Origin of the sequence: Sphingorhabdus sp. EL138 (genome assembly GCF_900258045.1) — a bacterium.
Lineage (GTDB): Bacteria > Pseudomonadota > Alphaproteobacteria > Sphingomonadales > Sphingomonadaceae > Parasphingorhabdus.
The window spans coordinates 43,401-69,426 of the sequence record NZ_OGVD01000002.1 but is presented as its reverse complement, the minus strand read 5'-3'; the positions used below and the strand labels follow the sequence as shown (position 1 = coordinate 69,426).

The following is a 26,026-nucleotide window of genomic DNA, read 5'->3' as shown; positions in this document are numbered from 1 at the left end:
GCTTTGAAACGGATATGACACAGGCCCAGTTGATAATCAAAAGGCTTTCAGGAGCGAAATTCGGCGGATAATCAAGGGCTAACCGGGGCAAAAATGCCACAATATAGAGTCGGAAATGCTTGAAATCGGAGGATTAGCCTGTTAGGCGCGCTCCAACTGCAGCTGAACGAATCATCTGCAAACCCTTTTTTATGGCTTAAATAAATTTTCGGCCGGTTATGAATATACCCGGTCCAAAGACGATATTGAACGGAGTTACTCAGTCTTATGCAAATCATGGTTCGCGACAATAATGTTGATCAGGCCCTTCGGGCGCTCAAAAAGAAATTGCAGCGTGAGGGCGTCTATCGCGAAATGAAACTGCGCCGGCATTACGAGAAGCCTTCTGAAAAGCGTGCACGCGAAAAAGCAGCCGCTGTTCGACGCGCCCGCAAAATGGAGCGCAAGCGGATGGAACGTGACGGCACGATCTAAAGCCGTTTCCTTTCGATACAGACTTTCACACAACAGGTAGTCCGATATGTCCGTAACCACTGTTCCCATCCGGCCGATCAAAAAAGGGTCGCTGACCAAATTGTGGATCGGACTGGCTGTGGTTCTGGTGGTGGCTGCGGTACTGGCTTACGCCGGCACGCAAAATGCGGTGGAAACCGGCGCTACCAATGAACAATTTCTCGCCAATAATGGTGAAGAGGACGGCGTTGTAACCACCGATACGGGCCTCCAGTATAAAGTGTTGAAGCCTGGCGAAGGTCCGTCACCAACCGCGACCGACACGGCGCTGGTCAAATATGAAGGCCGGCTGCGCGACGGCAGCGTCTTTGATGCCAATGAACAAACTCCGATGCCCGTTGGCGGCGTGGTTCCCGGTTTCTCCGAAGCACTGCAACTCATGCAAAAAGGCGGCGAGTATCGCATCTGGATCCCGTCAGAGCTCGGCTATGGCGAACAGTCCCCCGGCCCTGAGCTTCCTGCCAACTCGGTCCTGATTTTCGACGTGTCCCTGCTCGACTTTATCTCGGCCGAACAGATGCAGGCACTGCAGCAACAAATGCAGCAACAAGGCATCCCCGGCGGCCCGCCTCCCGGCATACCCGGCCAATAAGCTGCCACTAGTTGGCTTTGACGCCACCGCCGAGTGCTTCGTCTAATATTTTTAAGGCCAGAGGCCAGTTCTCCTGGTGCCCGGCAAGGGACTTTTCATTGACAAAACCGGAATGGGTCAAACGGATTTTCGTGGCCGCTCTTTCGGGAACGAGTTCGATGCGAAGGATAGTCTCGGCCCCCTCTGTTCCCTCAGCTGTCCCGTTACCCGTCATCCACGTCATCTCGATAAGCTGGTTTTCCATCAGGTCAAGGAACCGGCCATAATGGGGATGCCTGCCCCATTCGTCTCGGTTGTAGAAGAAATATGGTCGCCCTGGCTCCGGCACCAAAAACAGCGTACCGGCCTGAGCAAACCAGGTGTCTAGCCCGACAGTCCAGGCAGCGTAAACCTCATCCGGCTTCGCGTTTAACGCATACTCGCAAGTCATCTGCAATGGTCGCGCAGAAAAGTCAGGGCGGGGTAGCGCGGACTGCACTAGAGCCGCTCTGCCTGCGCCACTGCTTCCGAGGCCCTGAGAGCGGATAATATCCGCATCAGATGATGGACGTTGTGAACCTCCAGATCAACTTCGAACGTGTGAAACGGCGCGTCACGATTGGTCATTCTGAGTCGCAGAATATTGGCATTGTGGAAACCAAAAATGCCTGCCATCTCCGCCAAAGTACCTGGCTTGTTGTGTAGCACGACCATCAACCGCGCCGCCGCACCATCAGTTTCCATACCCCAGCTAAGATCCACCCAGTCCGCATCGACACCGTCTGCCAGCTGCAGACAGTCAATCGTGTGCACCTCCACATTGGCGCCGCTGCGGCGCAGGCCGACAATCCGGTCACCGGGGACGGGATGACAGCATTCGGCCAAATCAAAGGCAACACCGGGCGTAAGCCCTTTAATCGAGATCGCGCGGTCCTGCTCCGGCCATTCGCGATCATCGTCATTGTCATTGACACTGCCGGGCATTAACGCTTCCATGACTTCACGATCGCTGAGCTCCCGCGTGCCAATCGCGATCATCAAGTCGTCATCGCTATCGAGATCAAGCCGCTTTAGCGCGGCTTTCATTGCTTTCTTGCCAATTTTCCCGGGCAGGCGCTGGACAATCTCGTCATAAAGTTTGGTCCCAATCTCGACAATCTCGTCTCGTTCCTTGTGGCGGACGAACCGGCGAATGGCGGCGCGCGCTTTGCCGGTAATGACAAAGGACAACCAGCCAGGTTGCGGTTCCTGACCATCCGATTTCAGGATTTCCACAACATCGCCATTTGTCAGCTGTGTCCGCAGCGGAACGTGACGGCCATTAACCTTGGCCCCCACTGCCTGATTCCCCAGGTCAGTATGCACCGCATAAGCAAAATCAACAGTGGTTGATCCGCGCGGCATTTGCAGCAACGCGCCCTTGGGCGTGAAAGCAAATATCCGATCCTGATACATGGCGAGCTTGGTATTTTCGAGCAACTCTTCAGCATCACCGGCATGGTCAAGAATTTCGATAAGATCACGAATCCAGCCCGCTTGGCCGTCCGGCCCATCACCCTGTTTATAGGCCCAGTGCGCCGCCAGCCCATATTCATTGTCGCGGTGCATCCGTTCCGAGCGGATCTGTATCTCCACGCGCATATTATTGCCGTGCATGATCGTGGTGTGCAGCGACTGGTAACCATTGCGCTTCGGTGTGGAGATATAATCCTTGAACCGCCCCGGAACCATTTTCCATTTCTGGTGCATGATACCCAACGCGCGATAACATTCTGCGCTGTTATCGGTAATCACGCGAAAGGCCATGATATCCGTCAGCTGTTCGAAGCTGACATGGCGCTCCTGCATCTTGCGCCAGATTGAATAGGGATGCTTCTCCCGTCCGCTAATCTCGGCCGCCAGCCCACCAGCCGCCAGGGTCTTTTCCAGCGATCGGGCGATTTTGTGGACCTGCCCCTCATCACCTTTCTTGATTGCATTGAGCCGCCCTGTGATCGTTTCATAGGCTTCTGGCTCCAGATGGCTGAAGGCAAGCAGCTGCATCTCACGCATATATTCGTACATGCCGATGCGTTCCGCCAAGGGCGCATATATATCCATGGTCTCATGGGCAATACGCCGACGCTTCTCTTCACTCTTGATGAAATGCAGGGTGCGCATATTGTGCAGCCGGTCTGCCAGTTTGACCAGGAGCACCCGGATATCGTCCGACATCGCGAGCAGGAATTTCCGCAGATTTTCAGCGGCGCGTTCATTGTCGGTTTGCGCTTCTATCTTCGATAATTTCGTCACCCCGTCGACCAACCGGGCAATATCGACCCCGAACAGTTTCTGGATTTCTTCGGTCGTGGTTAGCGTGTCTTCAACCGTATCATGCAGCAGGGCGGTAACAATGGTCTGCTGATCAAGCTTGAGGTCGGTCATCAGACCAGCCACCTCGATCGGATGGCTGAAATATGGGTCGCCGCTTGCGCGCTTTTGGCTGCCATGCTTTTGCACGGAGAACACATAGGCGCGGTTGATCAGATCCTCATCCGCCTCCGGGTCATAGCTGCGCACCCGCTCTACAAGTTCATATTGCCTCAACACCCTCGTAAACTGTCTGTCTTTGCGCGCAGGAGCAACAAAAAAATAGCGCTGAAGCAAAGCCTTCGAGGGTGAAAGGCATTCGCTTCAACGCTTTAGTTGGACCGGCCAGCCATTTGCATGGCCATAACGGGATTGAGTGACCGGTCGTGAAGACGTGATTACTTACTGTTTTACTTGCGGTTCGCGATCCGTTGCTTCGAACCTTTTTTGTCACCGTTGCACTGGGCCAGGGCTTCGGCATCAACAGCTTCCCCTTTATAGGTGAAAGAGGCCAAGGGGCCGACCTTGCGGGACAAGCGGGCACAGACAGTTTTCACTGATGAACCGCTTTTAGCTCCTTTGCATTCGGTACCTGCACAGTGCATCACCGTGCCTTTTATGATGTGGCGCGACGCCTCAACCGGTTGTTGCAGCTCTGCGGTATAGGCTACCGGCTTGCTGCGCGCATCTGCGGCGCTGGCGGTAAAGATCACTGTGGTCACGAGCATGGCGACGAACAGCATGAAAATGTTGCGCAATGGGCTTTGGGAGAGAAGCATTTTTATTTCCTTTCAAATCAATTCAACCCTTGATCTGCGCCGATATTCCCGGGGAGAAAAAGTGAGGGAAAATCAGCTTGCAATTTAGGTTGCGAATCAGTACCTAGTTTATTAGGTTTTAAGTTGCAACTAAAAACTTATATTTTTTTTTGGGATTATCAGAAACTGGTCTAGGGTTGGCTTATGGATAAATTGACGGAAAATCTCTCGGAACTCGGAACAGGCTGTTCGCTACCCATTTCTCTGGAGGTAATTGGCGAGCGTTGGTGCTTCATGATCTTGCGCGCCTCATTTAACGGCGTGCGCCATTTTGAGGATTTTCTCAGCGAGATTGGTATTGCCCGGAATATATTGGCAAACCGTCTGACCCGGCTGGTTGATGCAGGCATCATGTCCCGGCGGCCCTGCGATCATGACAAGCGCAAGGTTGAATATCGGCTGACCGACAAAGGCACCGATCTATTGTCTGTCATTGTAGCGATTCGCCAATGGGGCGAAAAATGGGAAACCGGCGTACCGTCAAACCCGATATTGGCCGATGCTAAAGATCGTCAACCGATTAGCCAAATTTCTATCCGCGCCCATGATGACCGGGTATTGGGTCTCGAAGACCTTTGCTGGATTGATGAAGAAGAATTACGCAATCATGCGTCCGGTGCTTCAACCAGCGATAACGACAGAGGCGATATGGTTGTTCGCCATCTTAAGGAAATTGGCGAACCCTCGGCCGCCTGAGGGCAAAATTTCCGATTTCCGGCAGTAAATCAGCAACAGTTCAAATCACCAATAGTGGGAACCTCGGCTTGGTTCTGTTAGTTGTGATTGCTCGTCATGCTCAGCGGATGAGCCATTTTAGCCCAAAATCGACTCTCTTGCACGAGATGAATAGAGTGGCCTAGGTTAGTCCACGGAGGGCCTTGTGATGACCGAACAAGTATTTGACCCAATCGCGAACATTCAAATGATGATGGATAGCGCTCCTGAAAATGACGAACAGGAGCCAGATATGTCTATGGCTCCTCCGTTTGTCAGAGGTATGAATTTGAGCGGACTAAAGTTCAAACGTGTTTCGGCCGGAGAGTTTGACATGGAATGGACCATTGGACAGCATCTTACGCATTATGACGGAATGGTTCAGGGCGGTATTGTAAACGTTATTGCAGATACCGGTCAGTCTTTTGCCTATTCGACAACGAGCCAAGAACCCGAAACATTTTCAACTGTAGATTTTGCTACGCGCTTTTTCCGGCCCATGAAGGCAGATGAAATAATTGATGTTAAGAGCCACGTCGTCAATCGCTCACGCCGACTTGGAGTTGTTGAAACCAGATTTATCAACCGACAAACCGAAAAATTATGTGCTCTCGTTGTCGGATCATGGATGATTGTAAACCGTGACTTCGGGCCCGATCCGTCAAAATGATGTTTTTTCGGTTCGACGCCTATTCGTTCACATAAATGCTGTTAATCGGCCGCGCCATAACGCGCTTCACGATCGGTTCAAAAAATTCCAGCGGCGCGCTTTCGTAATTGGCATCAAAAGCCGACTGATCATATTTTTCACAAAATTCAGCGCAATCTTCAAAATGCTCATGCCCGCGAAATGCCTCGCGCATGTCACGGTCCTGGCCGAGATGATGGAAAAAATAATAGCCCTGGAAAATCCCGTGTTTCTCGGTGATCCAGTGCAGTTTTTCGCTGACAAAAGGCTTCAGTATCGCCGCTGCAACATCGGGGTGATTGAAAGTGCCGAGTGTATCCCCAATATCATGCAGCAATGCCATCACCACATAATCATCGGGCCGCCCATCGCGATGCGCAAGGGTCGCCGTTTGCAGGCTGTGTTCCAGCCGATCGACAGGAAAACCGCCATAATCGCCATCCAGCAGGCGCAAATGATCGAGCACCCGGTCGGCAACCTTGCTGGCAAAGGGCATGTAATGACCACCAATAATGTCCCAGTCTTCCTTGGTTCCCTCTTCCATCGAAGGGAATTTTGCTCTGACTTCATTGGGGCCGCCCATATCGCTCTCCTCTTGCGCTTGTCTTTTACCTATTTGGTCTGTGCGCTTGACGGTCAGATGTTATGCGATTCTTTCCCAAACGGCAATGGCACGCTATAGATAGGAAATATGGCCGTCATGGAAATCCGCCCCCAGCCCTTTTTTGGCAATAAAAACCGAGCTTTCTGGAACTTGCAATCTGCAGGATGGGCCGGTGCACTGGCGCTGCGCGGGATTTCCGGTATCGCCAATGGGCAGCCGCTCAGCTTTTTGTTGCCGATCATCATTTCGACGATTACCGGCTATTCGATTTCGCTGCTTCTGTCGGTCATCTACAAGAATCTGATTCACCAAAAACCGATCATAACGTGGGTCACAACTATTATTGTTCTGTCTGTGGCAGCGGCCTTGTTCGCTTTTATCGACGCCTGGGTATTTCTTATCCAGAACCCAACGATCGAAAGTGGTTTTGCCAGCCTGTTTGTCGGCTATGTCTTTGTTGACTTTACCCTGCTCGGCGCATGGTCAGCGCTCTATTTTGCGATCAATTTCTTCTTGCGGGTCGAAGAGCAAAATGACCAACTTTTGCGGTTGGAAGCCCAGGCAACCCGCGCTCAGCTGACCATGTTGCGGTATCAACTGAATCCGCACTTCCTGTTCAACACATTGAACAGCATTTCAACCTTGGTACTGCTAAAGCAGACCGAACCCGCCAATGCTATGCTATCCCGCCTGTCTTCGTTTCTGCGCCATACGCTGGTGAATGAAGTCCATAGCCGCGTAACCTTAGCACAAGAAGTCGAGACGCTGCATCTCTATCTTGATATTGAAAAGATGCGCTTTGAGGAACGATTGCGCCCCAACTTCGACATTGATCCGGCGGTTCGCGATGCCTTGCTGCCCTCCCTATTGCTACAACCATTGGTCGAAAATGCGATTAAATATGCCGTAACACCAATGGAAGAAGGCGCGGACATTGCTGTATCTGCCCGACTTGAGAATGACAAAGTGCGGATAATCGTGTCGGACACCGGACCAGGAAAAAATGGACCAATCGACAAAAATACAGATTCCACCGGGGTCGGTTTGGGAAATATTCAGGAGCGATTAAACCAAGCTTATGGAGAAGCACACCAGTTCGAGATTAAATCTTCAGCAGGAGGCGGATTCTCTGTGATCATCACACTGCCATTTGAGACCAGGGAACAGATTGAAAAAGAGGCCGCACGGGATAACATAACGAGCGGTCAAATCAGGAACGAAGCCATATTTGGGGAGCATGCATCCGATACAAGCCATGGGGGTCTCGTCACCGCCCCCGCCGTGGCTTCATCGCACCAAAAGGATATAAACCCATGACGATAAAAACGATATTAGTCGATGACGAAAAACTGGCCATTCAGGGCCTTCAGATTCGTCTCGAAAAATTTGAAGATATCGAAATTATCGATACCTGCAGCAATGGACGCGAAGCTATTCGCAAGATCAAGACACTGAAGCCTGATCTGGTATTCCTCGACATCCAGATGCCTGGTTTCGATGGCTTTTCGGTCGTTCAGGGTATCATGGAGATCGAACCACCTTTGTTCATTTTTGTAACCGCCTTTGCTGACCATGCGGTCCGTGCCTTTGAGGCGGAGGCTGTCGATTACCTGGTGAAGCCGGTAGAACCCGACAGGCTTGCCGATGCCCTGGAACGCGTTCGCAACCGCCTCACCGAGAAACGCGGTGCGGAAGAGATTGAGAAGCTTAAAAACGTGCTCAGCGAAGTCGCACCTAACGCTATGGCCGATCTGGAAAATGCCGAAGAACCAGCAGCCGCCAGTCGCTATGAAAAACTCATCAATGTGAAAGATCGTGGTCAGATTTTCCGGGTTGATGTCGATACAATTGAACGGATTGACGCTGCTGGCGACTATATGTGCATTTATACTGCGGACAATTCCCTGATCCTGCGCGAAACGATGAAAGATCTGGAAAAGCGTCTCGATCCGCGGAATTTTCAGCGGGTGCACCGGTCTACCATTGTCAATCTGGGCCAGGTTCGCGAGGTCAAACCGCACACCAACGGCGAATGCTTCCTGATCCTGGGATCAGGCGCGCAGGTCAAGGTGAGTCGCAGCTATCGCGATGTCGTAGCGCGGTTCGTGCATTAACCACATGGCCCATCAATAACGGCGGTTTTTGAAGAAATCCCTGAGCAAGTTGGCCGATTCGACCTCGTCGAAGCCGGCATAGACTTCCGGAGCGTGATGACAGGTGGCAGCGGCGAAGAAATTCACGCCGCTGTCTACCGCTCCGCCCTTTGGATCGGTGGCCCCGTAATAAAGCCGTTTGATCCGCGCGTGGGAAATAGCCCCAGCGCACATGGTGCATGGCTCCAGAGTCACCCAAAGGTCGCACTGCATCAACTTTTCTGTTCCCAGTTTCGCAGTGGCAGCACGTAAAGCGACTATTTCTGCATGGGCCGTAGGATCACCGGTTGCACGTGGCTGATTATGCGCTTCGGCTATAATCTGGCTATTGTGAACGACGACTGCGCCAACCGGGACCTCACCGGCCGCAGCGGCTTCGTGGGCCAGTGAGAGCGCTTGGCGCATATATGTACGGGCTTTATCTATCGCCATGGCTCCAGACGTTAGTCCGGTTTTGCGCCCAACGCCATATAATCCTCGGCCGATGCTTGACGGATGGGGCTTTTGCGGTTAGGTGCGCTGTCTTTCCCACGGGAATCACTCATTAACAAGAAATTGGACAAGTAAGATGTCGCGGATTTGCGAACTGACAGGTAAGACTCGGCTGGTAGGCAATAACGTATCGCACGCCAAAAACCGTACCAAGAAAACCTTTTTGCCGAACCTGCAAAATGTGACCCTGTTGTCCGATGCGCTCGGCAAAGGCGTGAAGCTGCGTGTATCAACCCACGGCCTTCGCTCGGTTGAGCATGTTGGCGGTTTGGATAACTGGCTACTGAAAACATCCGACGATAAGTTGAGCCTGCGCGTACGCCGCCTCAAAAAAGAAATCGCCAAAAAGCAGGCTGCTGCTTAAAATACTGTTCTACCGTATTTAATTGGTAATTGATGAAAAGCCGGGGCTTGCCTCGGCTTTTTCGTTTTGGGCTCCGGATGCAGGCCTATTGGCCTTGCCCCTTGTCCTTTTGCGCTTACCCGGCAGCAACCGGAACTTCATCAACAGGGTTTCCTGAAAAGCATTGAAATTATCATCCGATGCGATCCATATAATTGTTTCATCATCCTCTACGGTGACCGCCAACGCCTCCATGTTGTCCACTTTCATTGGCGGTTTAAGCGACGCAATCCGCTGCGATGTCCACACCTCGCCAGCAGCGATCTCAGATAAATCGCCAATTGACACAATCGCTGACACGCCCTCCAGTGGTGTGAAACGACGATGCAGCAATAGCGCGCGGCCATCAGGCAACAACGTCGCATCCGTGATCTCATATCCTCTTGGAGGGCGATATCCAAACAGCTTGGGCTTTAGATCCGCTTCAGCCGGGTCGCCGTCAAAAATCAGCGCCTGATAACCGCCTTTGCCATAAGCGGCGGATTCCGAGAAAACCAGAAAGCGATCAGGATCGTCATCATTGCCCGGCAAGCGCAACATAGCTTCTGCGCCTCCGTTCTTGGGCCATTTTTGCATCGCCTTGACCTGATGCTCCGCCTCTTTTCGCGCAAAGGACGGGCCATAGCGCCACACGCCATGATAGCGTTCATAGCCGACCCAATACTGGCCCGTCTCCGGATCATGAACCATTGACTCAGCGTCCCAGTTTTTTTTGGCAAATTCATTTTCCGCCGGCGGCCCATCAGGCAGTGGCGCGATAAACGGCCGCTTGACCTGCCCCTTATGCTCATCAAGTGTAAAGCCGATCAGGACGCCCGCATCACTCAACATGAAAAAGCGATCGTCAGCTAGTGCCAACATTGATGAAACACCGCCGAAATCTGCATTGTCACTCGATAACTTCCAACCACGCAAAAACTCAAGTCTGCCCGACTTGGTTCGCGTCGCATCTTCCGAGTCAAAACTGATTGGCTCCAACTCAATGAATTGACTGTCATTCTTGTCCGGCACCGGCCCGTGAACATAGGTCACTGGGACAAGGAAAAAGAGCAACGAGATACAGGCGACTATTCGGATCACAATCGCGCCCATAACCGATCTGTGAACGCAAATATATTCTAATCTGGACGATAGATCGAAACTTGGGCTAGTAGGCCGAAAGAACAGGACAAAGGCGCTTCTATGAAGAAAATCTATTCCGATGCAGCCGCAGCACTCGACGGGTTGTTGTTTGATGGCATGCACTTGTGCGTTGGCGGGTTTGGTCTATGTGGAATTCCCGAGCGCCTGATTGATGCGCTTCAAGCAGACGGGGTGAAGAATCTCACCATTGCATCGAATAATGCCGGGATTGACAATGAAGGCCTCGGCAAGCTTCTGCGCTCCAAACAGGTAAAAAAAATGATCTCTTCCTATGTCGGGGAGAATAAGGAATTTGAGCGGCAATTTTTGTCAGGCGAGTTGGAGGTGGAATTCTGCCCGCAAGGAACCTTGGCCGAACGTTGCCGCGCTGGCGGGGCGGGAATACCGGGATTCTATACGAAAACCGGCGTCGGCACGCAGGTCGCGAAAGGCAAGGAAGTGAAAAGCTTCGATGGCGAAGACTATATCCTCGAACGCGGCATTTACGCCGACTTGTGCCTGATCAAAGGGTGGAAAGCGGACAAGGCAGGTAATCTGGTCTTTCGCAAAACCGCCCGCAATTTCAACGCGCCAATGGCGACCGCCGGAAAGATTTGCGTCGCAGAGGTCGAGGAAATTGTCGAGGTTGGTGAACTCGATCCAGACGCCATCCATTTGCCGAGCATCTATGTCAAACGCCTGATAGACGGCTCGCCATATGACAAGAAAATCGAGTTTCGCATGACCCGCGAACGGGAGACAGCATCATGAGCTGGGACCGCAATCAGATGGCCGCGCGTGCGGCGCAAGAGCTGAAAGACGGCTATTATGTCAATTTGGGTATCGGCATCCCCACGCTGGTAGCCAATCATATTCCTGATGATGTCGAGGTCACACTACAATCCGAGAACGGGATGCTTGGTATTGGTCCGTTTCCTTATGAGGATGGAGTTGATGCCGACTTGATCAACGCCGGCAAACAAACCATTAGCGAGCTTCCCTCCTCCAGCTATTTCGGGAGCGCCGACAGCTTTGCGATGATCCGTGGAGGGCATATTGACCTGACCGTATTGGGTGCCATGGAAGTTGCCCAAAATGGCGATATCGCTAACTGGATGATCCCGGGAAAAATGATCAAGGGCATGGGCGGTGCGATGGATCTTGTCGCAGGTGTGAAGAAAATCATCGTGGTAATGGATCATTGCGCCAAGGATGGCAGTCCCAAGTTCATCCCGGAATGCACACTGCCGTTAACCGGCGCCAATGTCGTTGATATGATCATTACCGATCTTGCCGTGTTCCACCGCGCTGATCATAACAGCTCTTTCAAGCTCATCGAACTGGCTCCAGGTGTGTCCGCAGAAGATGTCGCCGGAAAAACAACAGCAACCTATATTACATAAGAATTTGGTGCATACTATTCTGCAATAGGATCAAGGAATATTGTCCTGAAAACGGACAATAACCCATTGCCCCTTCCTTACCCAATTCAATAGTGAATAAGCACTTGATTTATGTTGCTGTAAAGGACATCAGATTTTTATATCCGAAATGGATATAAATTATAAAAATGGGGAAAAGTGGGGCGGAAATGACAGAAACTAACAGTCGGATGGACGAAACACTCATCGCTTTAACGTCACAAATTGTCGTGGCGCATGTTAATAACAATAGCGTTGCGGTCTCTGACCTACCATTGCTGATCAATAGTGTGCATGGGGCAATGTCAGAGCTTGCTGGCAAATCAGCGCCAACCAAGACGAAACAAGAGCCGGCCGTGCCAATTGAGGATTCCATCCAGCCGGATCATATTGTTTGTCTGGAAGATGGCAAAAAATTCAAAATGCTCAAACGGCACCTGATGACCAGCTATAATATGACACCTGAAGAATATCGGGCCAAGTGGGGACTTCCACCGGACTATCCGATGGTATCTTCCAACTATTCAAAAGTTCGCAGTGGTTTGGCTACGAAAATAGGCTTGGGCCGAAAATAGAGCACTGCCCTCGCCCGCTCTTCGAAGTGTGGTGATGTCAGTCCGAACCAAAAATACTGTAATCTTTCGGCATTTGCTGACCATTTACTCCTGCCTCACGACCTGCATTAGCGGCTTGTAATTTGACGCCGTATGCCCGGCTCGATGGCTGCCATTATTTTACGGATTGCAAACATCCGCAATGGCTCCTGCGTCAATATGCACCAGAACATACCGGCTTTCCGCTAACGGACGGAGTCTGTGATTCTCGACTGGAAATGTAAAAATATTCGGCCGCAAAATTCCCGAAAATGGAGGATATTTCTCTTTTTACTCAGATATATAACAGAATTATCATATTACACATTACAATTTACATTAATGTAAGTAAATAATAAAATTACACAATACTGTAAACTTGTATATTTGTAATATTTTTTATTTTATTGATGGAAATCGCCTAATATTATATAGTTACCCTTGCAACTAAGCAGGGAGCCCCCAACATGCGATCCAATTATAAAACGAAAACCGTGCGTCATTTTTTTGCTTCAACAGCGATTGTGGCGATGGCAATTTCGGCAACAGCTGCCGAAGCTCAAAGTGCAAATGAAGACGAAGCTCAGGCGGAACAAAGCGAATCGGATGCTGATGATTCCGTAATTGTGGTAACCGGCACCCGGATTCAGAACCCGAACGTTTCTTCGCCGGTACCGATCACCAGCGTCGAGATTGAAGATTTGGTGGCCACTGGCAATGTCTCCCTGGGCGATGCCCTCAATGAACTGCCAGCACTGCGTTCAACATTCAGCCAAGGCAATTCTACACGATTCATTGGTACAGCCGGACTCAACTTGCTCGATCTTCGCGGCCTTGGAACACTCAGGACCCTGGTGCTGGTCAACGGGCGCCGTCATGTTACGGCATCGCCTGGCGATTTTAGGGTCGACGTAAATACGATCCCGACCGATTTGGTGGAACGTGTGGACATTGTGACTGGCGGCAATTCGGCCATTTATGGCGCCGATGCTGTCGCTGGTGTCGTCAACTTTGTTTTGAAACGCGACTTTGAAGGCATCCGTTTTCGTGGACAGTCCGGCATTTCCAGCGAAGGAGACCGAGCATCGCAATTTGCGAGCCTGACAATTGGTGAGAATTTCGGAGATGAACGCGGCAATGTTGCCATAGCACTGGAATATGCCAATTCAGACCCGCTCTTCAACCGACAACGAGACAATTTAACGGGGGCGTTTTCTGGTCGTAATCAATTCCAGATTGTCGAAGACCGAATTGGTGAACCGAGCACCGGGAATGGCGTTCCGGATCGGGCTTTTATCAGGGGTATCCGCAATAACAATATCTCGGATGGCGGACTTTACACATCCAGCTGCCCAGAAGCAGTGGACCCTACGGATCCCGATTTTGCTCAAATAGACAGGCGCAGGGCGGTCAACTGTACCGGCTTGTTTGCCGCTGGCGGAGGAAATAACGAACTGGGCCGAACTTTTGTTTTCAATGAAAATGGACGCCTTATTGCCAACCCTCTTATTCAGGACCTGCGACCAGTTGGTTCGAACAATGCGGTCGGCGGCCTCGGCTCTACCTTGAACAACACAGGATTATTGCAAGCCGGCCTGGAGCGCTATGCAGTCAATTTCCTGGGTAGTTATGAAATATCGGATGCATTTCGCCCCTTTATCGAAGCAAAATATGTCCGCATTGATGCTATCCAGGAAGGGCAGGCAACCTTCTTCAACAACCCGTTCAGCATCGACAACCCTTTCCTTGACACTGAAAGCCGTGACCTTCTGGTGTCCAGTTTACCTGATGGGGTAACGACCTTCAATGCTTTTCGCTTCGATACTGATTTCGGTGGACGCGGAGAGGATCACCGACGCGAAACCTATCGCATCGTAGTTGGCGTCGACGGTACTTTTAACGATGACTGGAAATATGAGGTCGCGTTTAACTATGGCCGCCTCGATACGTTCTACGAAACCAGAGGCAATATTCTCATAAACGAATTTTTCAATGCGAGAGATGCAGTGCGCAATGCAAGTGGCGACATTGTGTGCGCTATTAATGCCGATGCCGATCCGACCAATGACGATCCAGCATGTGCGCCAGCCAATCTGTTCGGTGTGAACAATGTTTCGCAGGCATCGAAAGACTATTTTCTCTTTACGTCCTCACGCGATGAAAAGGCTGAACAATATAGCGCAACAGCCTTTGTAGCAGGCGACACGTCCGATTTGTTTGAGCTGCCCGGCGGACCGGTCAGTTTTGTCATTGGCGGCGAATATCGACGTGATACGGCATTTTCAAAATTTGATGATGTGACAGAAAGCGGAGCGACCTTCCTGAACGCAATCGCTGAGTTCGATCCGCCGGCCGCAGAGGTCTGGGAAGCCTATGGCGAAATAAACTTTCCTATTCTTGCCGATGTGCCATTCGCCGAAGAGCTGACGCTCCAGGCCGCTGGCCGGGTTTCCGACTATAAAGGAGCGGTCGGTACAGTATTTGCTTACAACCTCTCCGGTACCTATGCGCCGATCAGTGATCTTCGGCTGCGCGTCGGTTATGCCGAGTCTGTCCGTGCACCGACGCTATCGGATCAGTTTGATGCGGGGTCACAGACCTTTGCCAACAATTTTCAGGACCCGTGCAGCGCGCAGAATATTGAAAACAACCCCAATCGCCGAGCGAATTGCCTGGCGGATCCGAATGTGCCCGCATTTAACCCCGACGGCGTCACGCCATTTACAAACATACCCAATTCCGGGGTTCGGGGCCTGAATGCTGGTAACCCCAATGTGACAGAGGAACGCGGGGAAAGCCTCACCATCGGAGCCGTCTATCAACCGAATTTTGCGCCAGGCCTGACCGTTGCTGTCGACTATTATGACATCACCGTGAAAGATGTGATTTTTACGTTGCTCGGGCAGACAATCGTCAATCAATGCTATGATAATCCCGGCGGTATCGACAATCCGTTCTGTGATGCGATTTCACGGCGGCCCGATGGTACATTTACCGGACAATCGGATCGCAGGATCGGTGCCGATGTCATCAGTCTACCTGTTATAGGGGATTCCTTCCGCGCCGGACCATTTAACTTCGCCAGACTCGAAACGTCGGGTATCGATTTTGACATTTCTTACACTGGAGAGATATTTGACGGCGTACAGCTCAGCACGCGGTGGTTGACAAGCTATCTCATTGACCGGACCCAGTTCACCGACATCACCCAGCCAGATTTTGCTGATCGGTTAAAGAGCGAACTGGGCGATCCGGAATGGACAAGCACATTCCGCGTCGCGCTTGATTTCGGTGATTTCGATGTCTCGTATGATTTGCGCTATATTGGCAAACAGACCATCGCTACCGAATATGAGACCCAAAATTCCTTCAATGGAGAACCGCCGCGGGATCCGGACGCTTTTCCGCAAGTATTCTATCCGGACGTGTTCTATCACGATATCCGATTGGGCATGGACGTGGATGAGCGCTTCCGTTTTTACGCCGGCATCGACAATGTCTTTGACCGTCTCCCGCCGCTGGATCTGGACGGCACCAGCCAAGGCGGTGGTATTTTCACCAATACCGGGCGTTTCTTCTATGCCGGTGTCGAAGTGGACTTATAGTCGACAGCAATCATATTTGAACGACAAAGGCCGCCATCTGGCGGCCTTTGTTGCTGCGGCGACAAGCTAACCCACAGACTTAATCGGTGCACAGGTAAAACAGCAGCGTCGTCTCTGGTGGTGCAACCGGCAGCTGTATTCCTGCTTTCATCAAAGCCTCTCCCGAAACCACCGTTCCTGCGCCTGCCAAATCCATGGCCTCAACAATGGACGGCGATTTTTCGCTGACCCAGTTTTGTGGCCAAACCTGGCGCATCCGATAAGAGGCTTTCAGATCAAGTCCGACCAGATGCAACCGGCTAGGTAATGCGGGGATATGTCCTGTCAGATAGGTGACAGAATAAAGCGCCTCGGACTTGTCCTGTGCAACCACACCGATGATGTTAAGATATTCCGCGCTGTCGATCCTGTAAAAATCACCGGCGTGCAACAGCGCGCGGTGGGTTTTGTAAAGGGCAATAGCGGTTTTGAGCTCATCCAACTCGTCGGCTGATTCTTCCAGCAAATTCAGCTCCAGCCCCATATGCCCCATTAACGCAGTGCCCGCACGCATCGCCATCGACAAGGTCCGCCCCGTAATATGGCAGTGGCGGGGGCCAACATGGGCACCCATTACGCTAAGCGGCAGAAAATGCGATGCACCGCGCTGGATGGCCTGACGATCAAGCGCATCGTTGCTGTCGGACGTCCAGATACGATCGGTACGGGCCAACATCCCGAAATCAGCTCGTCCGCCGCCGGAGGAACAGCTTTCAAACTCAACGTCCGGATGAGCATCGCGCAAGCGATCAATCAGGGCCCAAAGTGCCAGCACATGCGCATGCGCTCTGGCAAAGCCCTGGTCATTACCCGGGTGGTTCAGATCGCGGTTCATATCCCACTTCACATAACCGATGTCATGATCGGACAATATCGCGCTGACCCGTTCGAACAGATGATCAGATACTTCCTGCCGCGATATATCCAGCACATATTGATTGCGAAACGACACCTGATCGACACAATCGAGTGTCAGTATCCAGTCAGGGTGAGTGCGAAACAGATCGCTGTCGGGATTGACCATTTCCGGTTCGAACCAGATGCCCATTTCCATGCCGAGACCTGTGACATGGTCAATCAGCGGTTTCAGTCCATCGGGGTAGACTGCATCGGAAACATACCAGTCACCCAGTCCGGCCCGATCATTGCGCCGCGCGCCAAACCAGCCGTCATCGAGGACAAAACGCTCGACACCAATATCGGCAGCGCGCGATGCCAAAGCCTTTAGCCGCTCCAGATCATGATCGAAATAGACCGCTTCCCAACTGTTATAATGGACCAGCCGCGCGCGTGACCGCGTCGAGGGGCGCAGCAGGGTATGGCGCACATGATCATGAAACTGGCGACTTAATGCGGAGAGGCCGGAAGATGAAAAGGCGCCGATCACTTCCGGACTTTTGAAACTTCTACCCGGTTCCAGAACGATTTCACCCGGGAACAACAATGCACCCATGGAGGCAAAAACACGCCCGTCACCATTGCTGTCAACGCGCATCCGGCTATTGCCGCTCCATGCCAGATGCAAACCATAGGCTTCACCGGCTTGTTCGCTTGTCTTATCATCGCACAGGATAAGTGCAGGAAAACAGTCATGAGAAGTTCTGCCCCGACGGTTCTCTCGCACATAAGAACCGGCAAAACGGTTGATCCGCTCCATCTGAAATTCGCGAGCCCAGCGACCGGTAAAGCCGATTATATCCGTCATATGCTGAGGTATCGGCAAACAGATGGTTGCCATGTCTATCAGGTTGAGCGACTGATCTCCGCGATTGGTGATCATCGACGAAAAGGTTAGCAGTCCGGTGTCGCTGCTAAAGGCGATATCATAGTCCAGTGTGATAGCAGTCCGCTCGTCCAAGCAACCCACCCGGCAGCCGGTCGATGTCTGTTCGACTTGCGAAACGACAAACCGGCTACCCCAATCACTACCCTCGCGATGGGCGGAAAAACCGCTTGACCCGGTATATCCGATACCAGGTTCCATCGCCAAAGAGGGCTGTAAAATACTATCTTCTATCCCGTGTGCGCTTTGCCGCATGTGCAGAAGAGCGACCTCCTTATCTGGCGTATCAGTGGCAAGCCGGGGCCCCCAATATATCACAAAAGGCGGTTCCCCGGTGGTACAGGAGAGAATGAAAGACATGTCACCCGCATCAAAACGGACCATGTCTTCGCGATTATTGATTTGCATTTCTCCGGCCATGGTCTGTTCGTAATAGAATTTTCTTTTTTGCAAAAAGGAAAACCGTTCTGGCATGCGTCGCCAAAAAATACTATTAATAGTATGAATCGGGAGAGTTTGACGATGAATAGTGGGGGAGTGTCGGCAGTCCAGATCGGCGTATTTTTGGGAATCATGGTCTTGCTGGGCCTGTTCACCTATCTGAAAGTGCGCGGCAAGGGTGCCGGCCGGGACGGCTCCGCCAAGGATGTTTTTCTTGCCGGTGGAGGCCTGAGCTGGTTCTTCGTTGCTGGTGCGATCACATTGACAAACCTGTCAACCGACCAGCTTGTCGGAATGAATGGCAATCAAATGTTGCTGCTCGCATGGTGGGAGCTTTCCGCCATTGTCGGCTTGACGATTTTGGCCTTTGTCTTTGTCCCCATCTATTATCGCAATAACTGTACGACCGTTACCGAACTGCTCGAAAAGCGTTATAACAAGCGTAACATCCGCACGACAATTTCCGCGTTGTTCCTGATCGGAAATGTCGTGATCTATCTGCCCGCAGTGATTTATAGCGGCGCATTATTCATGCAGTCGCTATTTGGCGTTAATATTCCTCTCACAGTGATCGCCGCCGTTTTCGCGGCTGTCGGGGCCGCTTATGCCATATTAGGCGGCCTGCGCGCCGTAGCGGTGCTCGACACCTATAGCGGCGTGGGTATTTTGGGGCTGGCGCTCGTCGTGGTCTTCCTCGCGCTTCAGGCCGTCAATTTCGACATTGTCACCGACGTGCCGCGAGAGCGAATTACGATGATCGGGTCGAATGACTCGCCCATTCCCTTTCATACGCTTTTCACCGGGATGATTTTCATCCAGATTTTCTATTGGAGCACCAATCAGAATATCACCCAAAAGGCATTGGCCGCGCCCACCGTCAAGGAGGCTCAAAAGGGCGTGATGGCAGCGGCCTTGATCCGCTTTCTGATCATACCCGCGATCGTCGTCGTGCCCGGCGTCGTCGCATTCAAACTGTTCGGAGATGTCGGCGACCGCGCTTATGGCATGCTGGTAGCTCAGGTACTGCCCAGCTGGACCAGCGGACTATTCGCGGCGATGATCGCGGCGGCTGTGCTAACGACCTTTTCCGCCGTGCTCAACGCCACTACCACTTTATACACAATTGATTTTCACCGTCAGTTTATCAATCCGAAAGCCAATGCCGGGCGGATCAACCAGATCGTCGGCGTTGGTGCATCACTGGTTGCCATTGCGCTGGTGCCGCTATTTGCCAGTGCCGAAAGCATCATCAATTTGCTGCAAGAGCTGAACGGCTTGCTTTCCATGCCAATCCTTTCGACCTTCATTGTTGGCCTGTTGTTCCGGCATGTCGATGCGCGTGCGGCAATCGCGGGACTCTTGTGGGGCTTCGCGCTCTACGCCTTCCATAATTTTGTCCTGTACAAACCCGGTCTGATTTATGAAGGCGAGACAGTTTACCAGTATATCGGTATTCCATGGCTGCATTATATTGATGTCATGGTCGTGGTGCTGGTGACATCAGTGATATTTGCTTTGGCAGTAAACCGGTTGCTTTTCGGTAACCGTGCGGTCTTTATCTTCAGCAGCGAGGGCAAAGCGCAGCGCGCGGCTGAGGCAGCCTGAATTATCCATTTGCTCTGCGAGGCAGCGAGATGACAGATTTAACCGACGTGTTTGAAAGCAGGCTTTCCGCCATGCCGGTGGTCGCTATCCTGCGCGGTGTCCGACCGGACGAGATTGAGGCCATCGGCGAGGCTATTATCGCTGCGGGCATCACGATATTGGAAGTACCGCTCAATTCGCCTGACCCGTTTGCATCAATTGAGATAATGGCGCGTTGTTTTGCCAATCGTGCCATAGTTGGTGCCGGCACCGTTCTCAACACCGTGGATGTTCAGCGCTGCAAAGATGCTGGGAGTCAGTTGATCGTCTCACCCAATATGAGGTCAGAGGTTATCGAGGCGACCGTCGCTGGTGGCATGATTTCCACGCCGGGCTGCCTGACACCCAGCGAGGCCTTTGATGCGCTGGATGCCGGGGCTCATGCGGTGAAATTGTTCCCCGGAGAACTTGTACCACCTGCCGGGGTCAAAGCGATGCGGGCCGTGCTCCCACCTGCAGCCAGAATGCTTGTCGTTGGCGGCGTCACCACTGACAACCTGCAGGTTTATCGTGATGCCGGTGCGACAGGATTTGGCATTGGCGGATCGATATACCGCGCAGGGGATAGCGCTGCCAAAGTCGGAGCCAGCGCAAAAGCTTTTGCTGATATGCTGCGCTGACTAAATGCTTTCCAAAGCGGGAACCTTGCCCTGCAATAGCTGCTGCGCCTCCATGATAAGATTTTGCATTGCAAGTTTCGCGGTCTCGCCATCACCGGCCTGAATTGCATCTGCTATTTTGGCATGATCTGACACGCTGGCCCGGGACACGCCTTTTGAACGGTTGGTAACGCGGATCGAGATGTTCAGGGCCACATCAACGGTATGCCGCATGTTGATATAAAAGCGATTACCGCTCGCATGCAAAATGGCGACGTGAAATTCTATATCCGCGGCTAGCGCATCATCTTCGCCGTTTTTGGCGGCTTTCATGCGGTCGAGCGCTGTATATATTTTATCGATAGCGACCTTGTCACCACGTTCCGCCGCCAGCATGGCCGCCATGGGCTCAATCGCTAGGCGAAATTCCATAAACTCCCGAATCAGCGGTACGGTATTGCCCTTTACGTGCAGAAACCAGTCCAGCACATCCGGATCAGACAGGTTCCAGCTCTCTTCTTTCTGGACAATGCTGCCCACACTGGCGCGGGAGGTTACCAGACCTTTGGCGGTAAGCGCCTTTACCGCTTCCCGCATGACCGTGCGGCTGGCGTCAAAAGTTTCGCACAGATCATTGATCTGGAAAACCGAACCTGGGACATATTCGCCGGACACGATAGACTGGCCCAGCGATGTCGCCACATGATCGGTCAGATTCCCTTTTGGCGTTCGGGCCACAGTTCTGGTTCCTTCCTCCTGAGACACTATCTTTGCGGGTCCTGCTTATCTGTTGCAAGTGTCATCTGTACCTTTGACGATAGCAGGCAATATCAAACGGATTGGCAAATCATCTCCGGAAGGCCTTTTATATCAGTCTCATAGGCGAATAATGAACCAGCAAGCGGTTGATCCGCAAGCTGTTCTTCGCTGAGATCAACACGCGCTGTTGTGATGAATAATATATCGAGATCCGGGCCGCCAAAGGCCACGCAACTGGGCTGGCTGACTGGCAGTTCTATTCGCCGCTCGATGCTTCCATCAGGCCGGTATCTGACCACTTCACCTGCGCCCCATTGCGCATTCCACAAATGGTTTTCGCTATCGATCAGGCTGCCATCAGGATGAACGCCTTTCTCGGTCTTTGCAAATATCTCGGGATCGCCAATCGGTCCCTTTTCCTGATCGAAGGCATAGCGCCAAATGGTGTTTTGCGGGGAATCGGCGAAGTACATGACCCGGCCATTCTGGCTCCAGCACAGGCTGTTCGGTATTTTGAAACCCGACAGACTTGGCGTAGTCTCGCCATGATCATAGCACCACAGGGTCCCCCAGGGTTCATCGTCGACGGGATCCTGTTCTGCCATGGTCGCGGCCCAGAACCGGCCCTGACGATCCACGCGCCCGTCATTCATTCGCAAGTGCTTTTGGTCGGCCGACACGGGAGCGGTCAGCCGAAACTTTCCTTCGGATGGCGTGAACATCGCAAACCCGCTTTCAAACGCACCCAGATAAGTCCCCATTTTTTTGGTGAGGGCAAAACTGCCTAGTCTCTCAGGCAAGGAGAAGCTTTGCGGTTCAGCATCCGGGAAACGCCATTTCCAGAACAAGGATGATTCAATATCGGTCCATAGCACCGCATTTTCGCGAGCATCCCATATCACACATTCCCCAAGCCGGTTTTTGATATCTGGCGCTTTCATTGGATCATTGATGGTCATCCAAATATATCCTGATAAGCTCTGGCTAGGCCAGCAAGGCTGGCGGTTTGTCCGTCCACCTGCGTTGATCGTTTTCCCGCAACATCAAGTGCTGCAGCGTAAAGCGCCGTCAAGCCGGGCGATCCGATAAGCTGCACTGTTTCACTACCATCATGCGAGATAAGAGCAGAACGAATTTCGCTCCCTATAACCAACCCGGCCAGATAGGAGTCGGCGTCTTCCGCCGGCAGGCCGCTTGTCACTTGCCGGCTACGTACGGTGAAGAGCAAAGATTCCAGTCCCAGCGCGTTTCTGCATGCGGTTTCTACGCCGTCCTTGAATGACGGCCCAATCTGCGCCGTGGGCGCTCGACGTGGATTCAGTAAAATACTGTGTTTGCCGAGCAATTCCAGCAGCTCACCGGTTTGCGCAGTATGAAAAGCCGCAATCTCTCCGTCCGTCAGGCGCACCCATTTCGAATGGGTGCCCGGCAAGCATATCAGGCCATCTTTTGCGGTGCCGATTATTTGCGTTTCTTCGCCGCGCATCAGATCTGGCAGGCCATCGGCTTGCCGCTCTGTCTTCACACCCGGAAGGATTGCAAATCTTGTGCCTCGTGCTTCGAACAGGTTAGCGGCCGATATGATTTTCCGGATCGAAGCGGGCGTTTCAACATAAGCGGCTTCACGCCAGCCAATATTCGACCCGACCATTCCAGCCATCAAAACCGGCAGCGCCGGATGCAATGTGATCCAATCGGCAATCGCTTCAAAGCATGTAAACTCAATGGCAGCCGCGCCATCAATCTTTGCTATGCCCTGTCCCTGTTTCTCTTCCAGCATCGCGCCGTTTTCATCAACAAGCGCGAACCGTGCGTTGCTGGTACCCCAGTCAATTGCGATAAAGGTCGGTTTCGTCATGGCCTTAGTGAGATTCGCGGGTAACCGTCGAACCGCTCTTGCCTACCAGGAAATCGAGATCGCAGCCTTTGTCCGCTTGCTCGACATGGCTCACGTGCAAGTGGACATAGCCCCGTTCGCTATTGGGCGGCGTCGGCGGCGCTGGCAAATCCGCTTTACGCCTTTCCAGTTCGGCATCGTCCACCAAAAGAGACAGGGACCGCGCCGGCCCATCAATTTTGATCCGGTCACCATTTTGCACCAGGGCCAATGGGCCACCGAGATGGGATTCGGGTGATATATGGAGGACGACCGTACCATAAGCGGTTCCGCTCATCCGGGCATCCGACAACCGCACCATGTCACGCACCCCGGCTTGGAGCAGTTTTTTGGGCAGCGGCATGTTTCCGACTTCCGGCATTCCGGGATAACCTTTGGGACCACATTGCTTCAGCACCATCACAGAGTCTTCTGTGATTTCCAGATCGGGATCATCCACCCGTGCCTTAAAATCCTCAATCGATTCAAAGACTACGGCCGGCCCCTCATGCGTCAGCAATTCGGGCGTAGCGGCATTCGGTTTGATGATCGCTCCCCCGGGACACAAGTTGCCCCGCAATACCCATGTGCCGGACGAGCTTTGCACCGGATTGTCCAGCGGGCGAATAACTTCATCGTTGAAACATTCGCCCGAAGCCGCAATTTCTCCAATGCTGGTACCGCCAACTGTTGGCGCATTGCTGCGCAAATGACCTTCAATGCGGTTCATGATCGCTGGCATCCCGCCAGCATAATCGAAATCTTCCATCAGATATTTGCCGGACGGCAATAGATTGGCGAGCAGCGGGATATCCCGAGACAACTCGTCAAAATCCTCCAGCTGCAAATCAATACCGCAGCGACCGGCCAACGCGAGCAGGTGGACGACCGCGTTGGTCGAGCCACCAACGGCGGCATGGACCAATATCGCATTTTCAAAAGCCGCTCGGCTTAAAAAAGTGGATAGCGGCTTATCTTCCTCGACCAGTGCGACAATTCGCCGTCCGGCTTCGTGTGCCATCGTCCGGCGACGCGCATCGACGGCGGGAATGGAGGCATTGCCAGGCAGCGCCACACCCAGAGCCTCGCTCAGGCTGCCAATGGTCGATGCCGTCCCCATCGTGTTGCAGACACCGGCGCTGCGCGACATGGCGGCTTCCGCACTGAAGAATGTTTCTTCGCTAATCTCGCCGGCGCGTGCCGCTTCGCTAAGGCGCCAGACGTCTGTACCCGAGCCAATGGTTTCACCCCGAAACTTGCCGCTCAGCATCGGACCGGAAGACACGACAATAGCAGGCAAATCCACCGATGCCGCACCCATTAACTGGCCCGGCGTTGTCTTGTCACATCCGCCCAGAAGAACCACGCCGTCCATCGCATAACCGCGCAGCGCTTCTTCCACATCCATCGCGAGCAAATTGCGGAACAGCATCGCAGTCGGCCGTATCTGGGTTTCGCCCAAAGAGGAAACCGGAAACTCCACCGGAACCCCGCCCGCCTGCCAGACGCCGCGTTTCACATGTTCTGCCAAGATACGCAGATGGGCATTACAAGGTGTCAGTTCTGACCAGGTGTTGCACAGGCCAATGATCGGACGGCCATCAAAACTGTCATCGGGAAGCCCCTGGCTTTTCATCCAGCTGCGATGGATGAAGCCATCTCTATCACGCTTGCCATAAACAGCGGCGCTTCTGCGGGCCTTTTTGTCGGTCACCTATTTTCCCATCACGATTGCCATACCCTCAGCAAAGCTTGACAAAAGCTGCGCCAAACCGTCATTCACATGATCATATTGATATGATTTATGCAAGCCGAATGTCCGGCACAGACCCAGGGTTGACTTCACTATGAGCAATAAGCGCATCGCGATCATGGGCTATGGCAAGATCGCAAAGGATCAACATGTCCCGGCGATCATAAAAACCGACGGTGCCGAGCTGGTCGCCATTGTCAGCAGCCGCCGCGACTCTCCGGACGGGATTCCAGTATTTTCTTCTCTGCTCGAGCTGGCGGAAAGCAACATCGCAGTCGACGCGGTTGCGCTTTGTACACCGCCCAAAGGCCGCGCAGATATTGCCCGGGAGGCGATGAGCCGCGGCTGGCATGTCCTGTTAGAAAAACCACCTGGTGCGACCATAATGGAGGTTGAACAACTTTCTGGTTATGCCGTATCAACCGGTCGCACCCTGTTTGCGACATGGCATGCACAATATAATGCAGCGGTCGACAAAGCCGCCACCTTTCTGGCCGATCAAGAGATAAGCTCCTTTGCAATAGACTGGCGCGAAAATGTCCGCAAATGGCATCCCGGGCAGACATGGTTGTGGCAAGCAGGCGGCTTTGGTGTTTTTGATCCAGGCATCAATGCCCTGTCCATCGCCACCAAAATTATCCCGGTGGACTTTCATGTCGATCAGGCCAGCCTTTTTGTCGCAGAGAATCATCAAGCCCCTATCGCCGCGAATATCAGTTTCTCAGGCGCCTTTGCCAAAAATGCCAGCGCCGAATTCGACTTTCGGACAACCGGTGATGAAATCTGGACGATCAAAGTCAAAACCAAGACCCATTTGCTCCGCCTGGAGCAGGGTGGCAGCTTGTTGAAAATTGATGGTGAAACCGTGTTGGAACAGCATGCCGATGAGGAATATTCGACGATCTACGCAAGGTTTGTCGAATTGATGCAAAATGGTCAGTCCGACGTTGATCTGGCGCCGTTAAAACTGACCGCAGATGCCTTCATGATCGGTGAGCGCCATAATGTTGCACCATTTGCTGGCTAATCTTTGATTGAGCGGCATATTGCCTACCCAAACACAACCTGCCATAGTGACTTAGTTAG

Annotated in this window: 25 protein-coding genes; 14 read left to right on the top strand and 11 right to left on the bottom strand. The window is 52.6% G+C overall.

What is annotated here, in order from left to right; genetic code table 11:
* Positions 1-267: 267 nt before the first annotated feature.
* On the top strand, positions 268-474 hold the full coding sequence (rpsU, locus tag DK507_RS03695) for a 30S ribosomal protein S21 (RefSeq protein ID WP_074204042.1): 207 nt from the start codon (positions 268-270) through the stop codon (positions 472-474).
* Positions 475-520: 46 nt separating this feature from the next.
* Positions 521-1,105, top strand: a complete 585-nt coding sequence (locus DK507_RS03690) for an FKBP-type peptidyl-prolyl cis-trans isomerase (protein WP_109354955.1) — start codon at positions 521-523, stop codon at positions 1,103-1,105.
* A gap of 7 nt (positions 1,106-1,112) precedes the next feature.
* On the opposite strand, the gene DK507_RS03685 is transcribed toward DK507_RS03690, so the two are convergent.
* The 3 genes from DK507_RS03685 to DK507_RS03675 all read right to left on the bottom strand — a co-directional run bounded on the left by DK507_RS03685 (position 1,113) and on the right by DK507_RS03675 (position 4,212).
* Complete coding sequence (locus tag DK507_RS03685; RefSeq protein WP_162558879.1) at positions 1,113-1,535, bottom strand: SRPBCC domain-containing protein; 423 nt, start codon at positions 1,533-1,535, stop codon at positions 1,113-1,115.
* A gap of 47 nt (positions 1,536-1,582) precedes the next feature.
* Positions 1,583-3,673: a bifunctional (p)ppGpp synthetase/guanosine-3',5'-bis(diphosphate) 3'-pyrophosphohydrolase gene (locus DK507_RS03680; RefSeq protein ID WP_109355505.1), complete on the bottom strand. Its 2,091-nt coding sequence runs from the start codon at positions 3,671-3,673 to the stop codon at positions 1,583-1,585.
* 170 nt (positions 3,674-3,843) lie between these two features.
* Entirely contained in the window at positions 3,844-4,212 is a 369-nt protein-coding gene (locus tag DK507_RS03675) for a hypothetical protein (protein WP_109354953.1), read from the bottom strand.
* Between the two features lie 183 nt (positions 4,213-4,395).
* Here DK507_RS03675 and DK507_RS03670 point away from each other — a divergent pair, with 183 nt between their 5' ends.
* Entirely contained in the window at positions 4,396-4,947 is a 552-nt protein-coding gene (locus DK507_RS03670; protein ID WP_109354952.1) for a helix-turn-helix domain-containing protein, read from the top strand.
* Between the two features lie 187 nt (positions 4,948-5,134).
* Positions 5,135-5,635 carry a PaaI family thioesterase gene (locus tag DK507_RS03665; protein ID WP_109354951.1) on the top strand — a complete coding sequence of 167 codons (501 nt, stop codon included), beginning with the start codon at positions 5,135-5,137 and terminating at the stop codon, positions 5,633-5,635.
* Between the two features lie 19 nt (positions 5,636-5,654).
* On the opposite strand, the gene DK507_RS03660 is transcribed toward DK507_RS03665, so the two are convergent.
* Positions 5,655-6,236, bottom strand: coding sequence for an HD domain-containing protein (locus tag DK507_RS03660; protein WP_109354947.1), 582 nt, complete (start codon positions 6,234-6,236; stop codon positions 5,655-5,657).
* Between the two features lie 108 nt (positions 6,237-6,344).
* Between DK507_RS03660 and DK507_RS03655 the strand changes: the two genes are divergently transcribed.
* Together DK507_RS03655 and DK507_RS03650 are read left to right on the top strand one after the other, a co-directional pair.
* Positions 6,345-7,574, top strand: coding sequence for a sensor histidine kinase (locus DK507_RS03655; RefSeq protein ID WP_109354944.1), 1,230 nt, complete (start codon positions 6,345-6,347; stop codon positions 7,572-7,574).
* A complete protein-coding gene (locus tag DK507_RS03650) occupies positions 7,571-8,371 on the top strand; it encodes a LytTR family DNA-binding domain-containing protein (protein WP_109354943.1) in 801 nt (266 codons plus the stop codon). The genes DK507_RS03655 and DK507_RS03650 overlap by 4 nt, the downstream gene beginning before the upstream one ends.
* A 12-nt stretch (positions 8,372-8,383) precedes the next feature.
* On the opposite strand, the gene tadA is transcribed toward DK507_RS03650, so the two are convergent.
* Positions 8,384-8,842, bottom strand: a complete 459-nt coding sequence (gene tadA, locus DK507_RS03645; protein ID WP_109354942.1) for a tRNA adenosine(34) deaminase TadA — start codon at positions 8,840-8,842, stop codon at positions 8,384-8,386.
* A 136-nt stretch (positions 8,843-8,978) separates the two neighbouring features.
* Between tadA and rpmB the strand changes: the two genes are divergently transcribed.
* Positions 8,979-9,266, top strand: a complete 288-nt coding sequence (gene rpmB / locus DK507_RS03640) for a 50S ribosomal protein L28 (protein ID WP_109354941.1) — start codon at positions 8,979-8,981, stop codon at positions 9,264-9,266.
* An 18-nt stretch (positions 9,267-9,284) separates the two neighbouring features.
* Here the strand turns inward: rpmB and DK507_RS03635 are convergent, their stop codons facing one another.
* Entirely contained in the window at positions 9,285-10,397 is a 1,113-nt protein-coding gene (locus DK507_RS03635; protein ID WP_109354940.1) for an esterase-like activity of phytase family protein, read from the bottom strand.
* Positions 10,398-10,487: 90 nt separating this feature from the next.
* Between DK507_RS03635 and DK507_RS03630 the strand changes: the two genes are divergently transcribed.
* The 4 genes from DK507_RS03630 to DK507_RS03615 all read left to right on the top strand — a co-directional run bounded on the left by DK507_RS03630 (position 10,488) and on the right by DK507_RS03615 (position 16,046).
* Positions 10,488-11,198 (top strand): CoA transferase subunit A, encoded by a 711-nt coding sequence (locus tag DK507_RS03630; protein WP_109354938.1) that lies wholly within the window; start codon positions 10,488-10,490, stop codon positions 11,196-11,198.
* Entirely contained in the window at positions 11,195-11,830 is a 636-nt protein-coding gene (locus DK507_RS03625; RefSeq protein ID WP_109354937.1) for a CoA transferase subunit B, read from the top strand. The genes DK507_RS03630 and DK507_RS03625 overlap by 4 nt, the downstream gene beginning before the upstream one ends.
* 188 nt (positions 11,831-12,018) lie before the next feature.
* On the top strand, positions 12,019-12,423 hold the full coding sequence (locus DK507_RS03620) for a MucR family transcriptional regulator (protein WP_109354936.1): 405 nt from the start codon (positions 12,019-12,021) through the stop codon (positions 12,421-12,423).
* A 485-nt stretch (positions 12,424-12,908) separates the two neighbouring features.
* Positions 12,909-16,046 carry a TonB-dependent receptor gene (locus DK507_RS03615; protein WP_109354935.1) on the top strand — a complete coding sequence of 1,046 codons (3,138 nt, stop codon included), beginning with the start codon at positions 12,909-12,911 and terminating at the stop codon, positions 16,044-16,046.
* Between the two features lie 79 nt (positions 16,047-16,125).
* Here the strand turns inward: DK507_RS03615 and DK507_RS03610 are convergent, their stop codons facing one another.
* Positions 16,126-18,276 carry an alpha-galactosidase gene (locus DK507_RS03610; RefSeq protein ID WP_162558877.1) on the bottom strand — a complete coding sequence of 717 codons (2,151 nt, stop codon included), beginning with the start codon at positions 18,274-18,276 and terminating at the stop codon, positions 16,126-16,128.
* 114 nt (positions 18,277-18,390) lie between these two features.
* On the opposite strand from DK507_RS03610, the gene DK507_RS03605 reads away from it, so the two are divergent.
* Together DK507_RS03605 and DK507_RS03600 are read left to right on the top strand one after the other, a co-directional pair.
* Positions 18,391-19,914, top strand: coding sequence for an SLC5 family protein (locus tag DK507_RS03605; RefSeq protein ID WP_109354933.1), 1,524 nt, complete (start codon positions 18,391-18,393; stop codon positions 19,912-19,914).
* Positions 19,915-19,943: 29 nt separating this feature from the next.
* Positions 19,944-20,573, top strand: a complete 630-nt coding sequence (locus tag DK507_RS03600) for a 2-dehydro-3-deoxy-6-phosphogalactonate aldolase (protein WP_109354932.1) — start codon at positions 19,944-19,946, stop codon at positions 20,571-20,573.
* Here DK507_RS03600 and DK507_RS03595 read toward each other — a convergent pair whose 3' ends face one another.
* From DK507_RS03595 to DK507_RS03580, 4 genes are all read right to left on the bottom strand, one after another.
* Positions 20,574-21,290: a FadR/GntR family transcriptional regulator gene (locus DK507_RS03595; protein ID WP_109354931.1), complete on the bottom strand. Its 717-nt coding sequence runs from the start codon at positions 21,288-21,290 to the stop codon at positions 20,574-20,576.
* Between the two features lie 92 nt (positions 21,291-21,382).
* Positions 21,383-22,270, bottom strand: coding sequence for an SMP-30/gluconolactonase/LRE family protein (locus tag DK507_RS03590; RefSeq protein WP_109354930.1), 888 nt, complete (start codon positions 22,268-22,270; stop codon positions 21,383-21,385).
* Positions 22,267-23,169 carry a 2-dehydro-3-deoxygalactonokinase gene (locus tag DK507_RS03585; RefSeq protein WP_109354929.1) on the bottom strand — a complete coding sequence of 301 codons (903 nt, stop codon included), beginning with the start codon at positions 23,167-23,169 and terminating at the stop codon, positions 22,267-22,269. The genes DK507_RS03590 and DK507_RS03585 overlap by 4 nt, the downstream gene beginning before the upstream one ends.
* 4 nt (positions 23,170-23,173) lie before the next feature.
* A complete protein-coding gene (locus DK507_RS03580; RefSeq protein WP_109354926.1) occupies positions 23,174-24,901 on the bottom strand; it encodes an IlvD/Edd family dehydratase in 1,728 nt (575 codons plus the stop codon).
* A 133-nt stretch (positions 24,902-25,034) separates the two neighbouring features.
* Here DK507_RS03580 and DK507_RS03575 point away from each other — a divergent pair, with 133 nt between their 5' ends.
* Positions 25,035-25,967, top strand: a complete 933-nt coding sequence (locus DK507_RS03575) for a Gfo/Idh/MocA family protein (RefSeq protein WP_109354925.1) — start codon at positions 25,035-25,037, stop codon at positions 25,965-25,967.
* Positions 25,968-26,026: the final 59 nt, after the last annotated feature.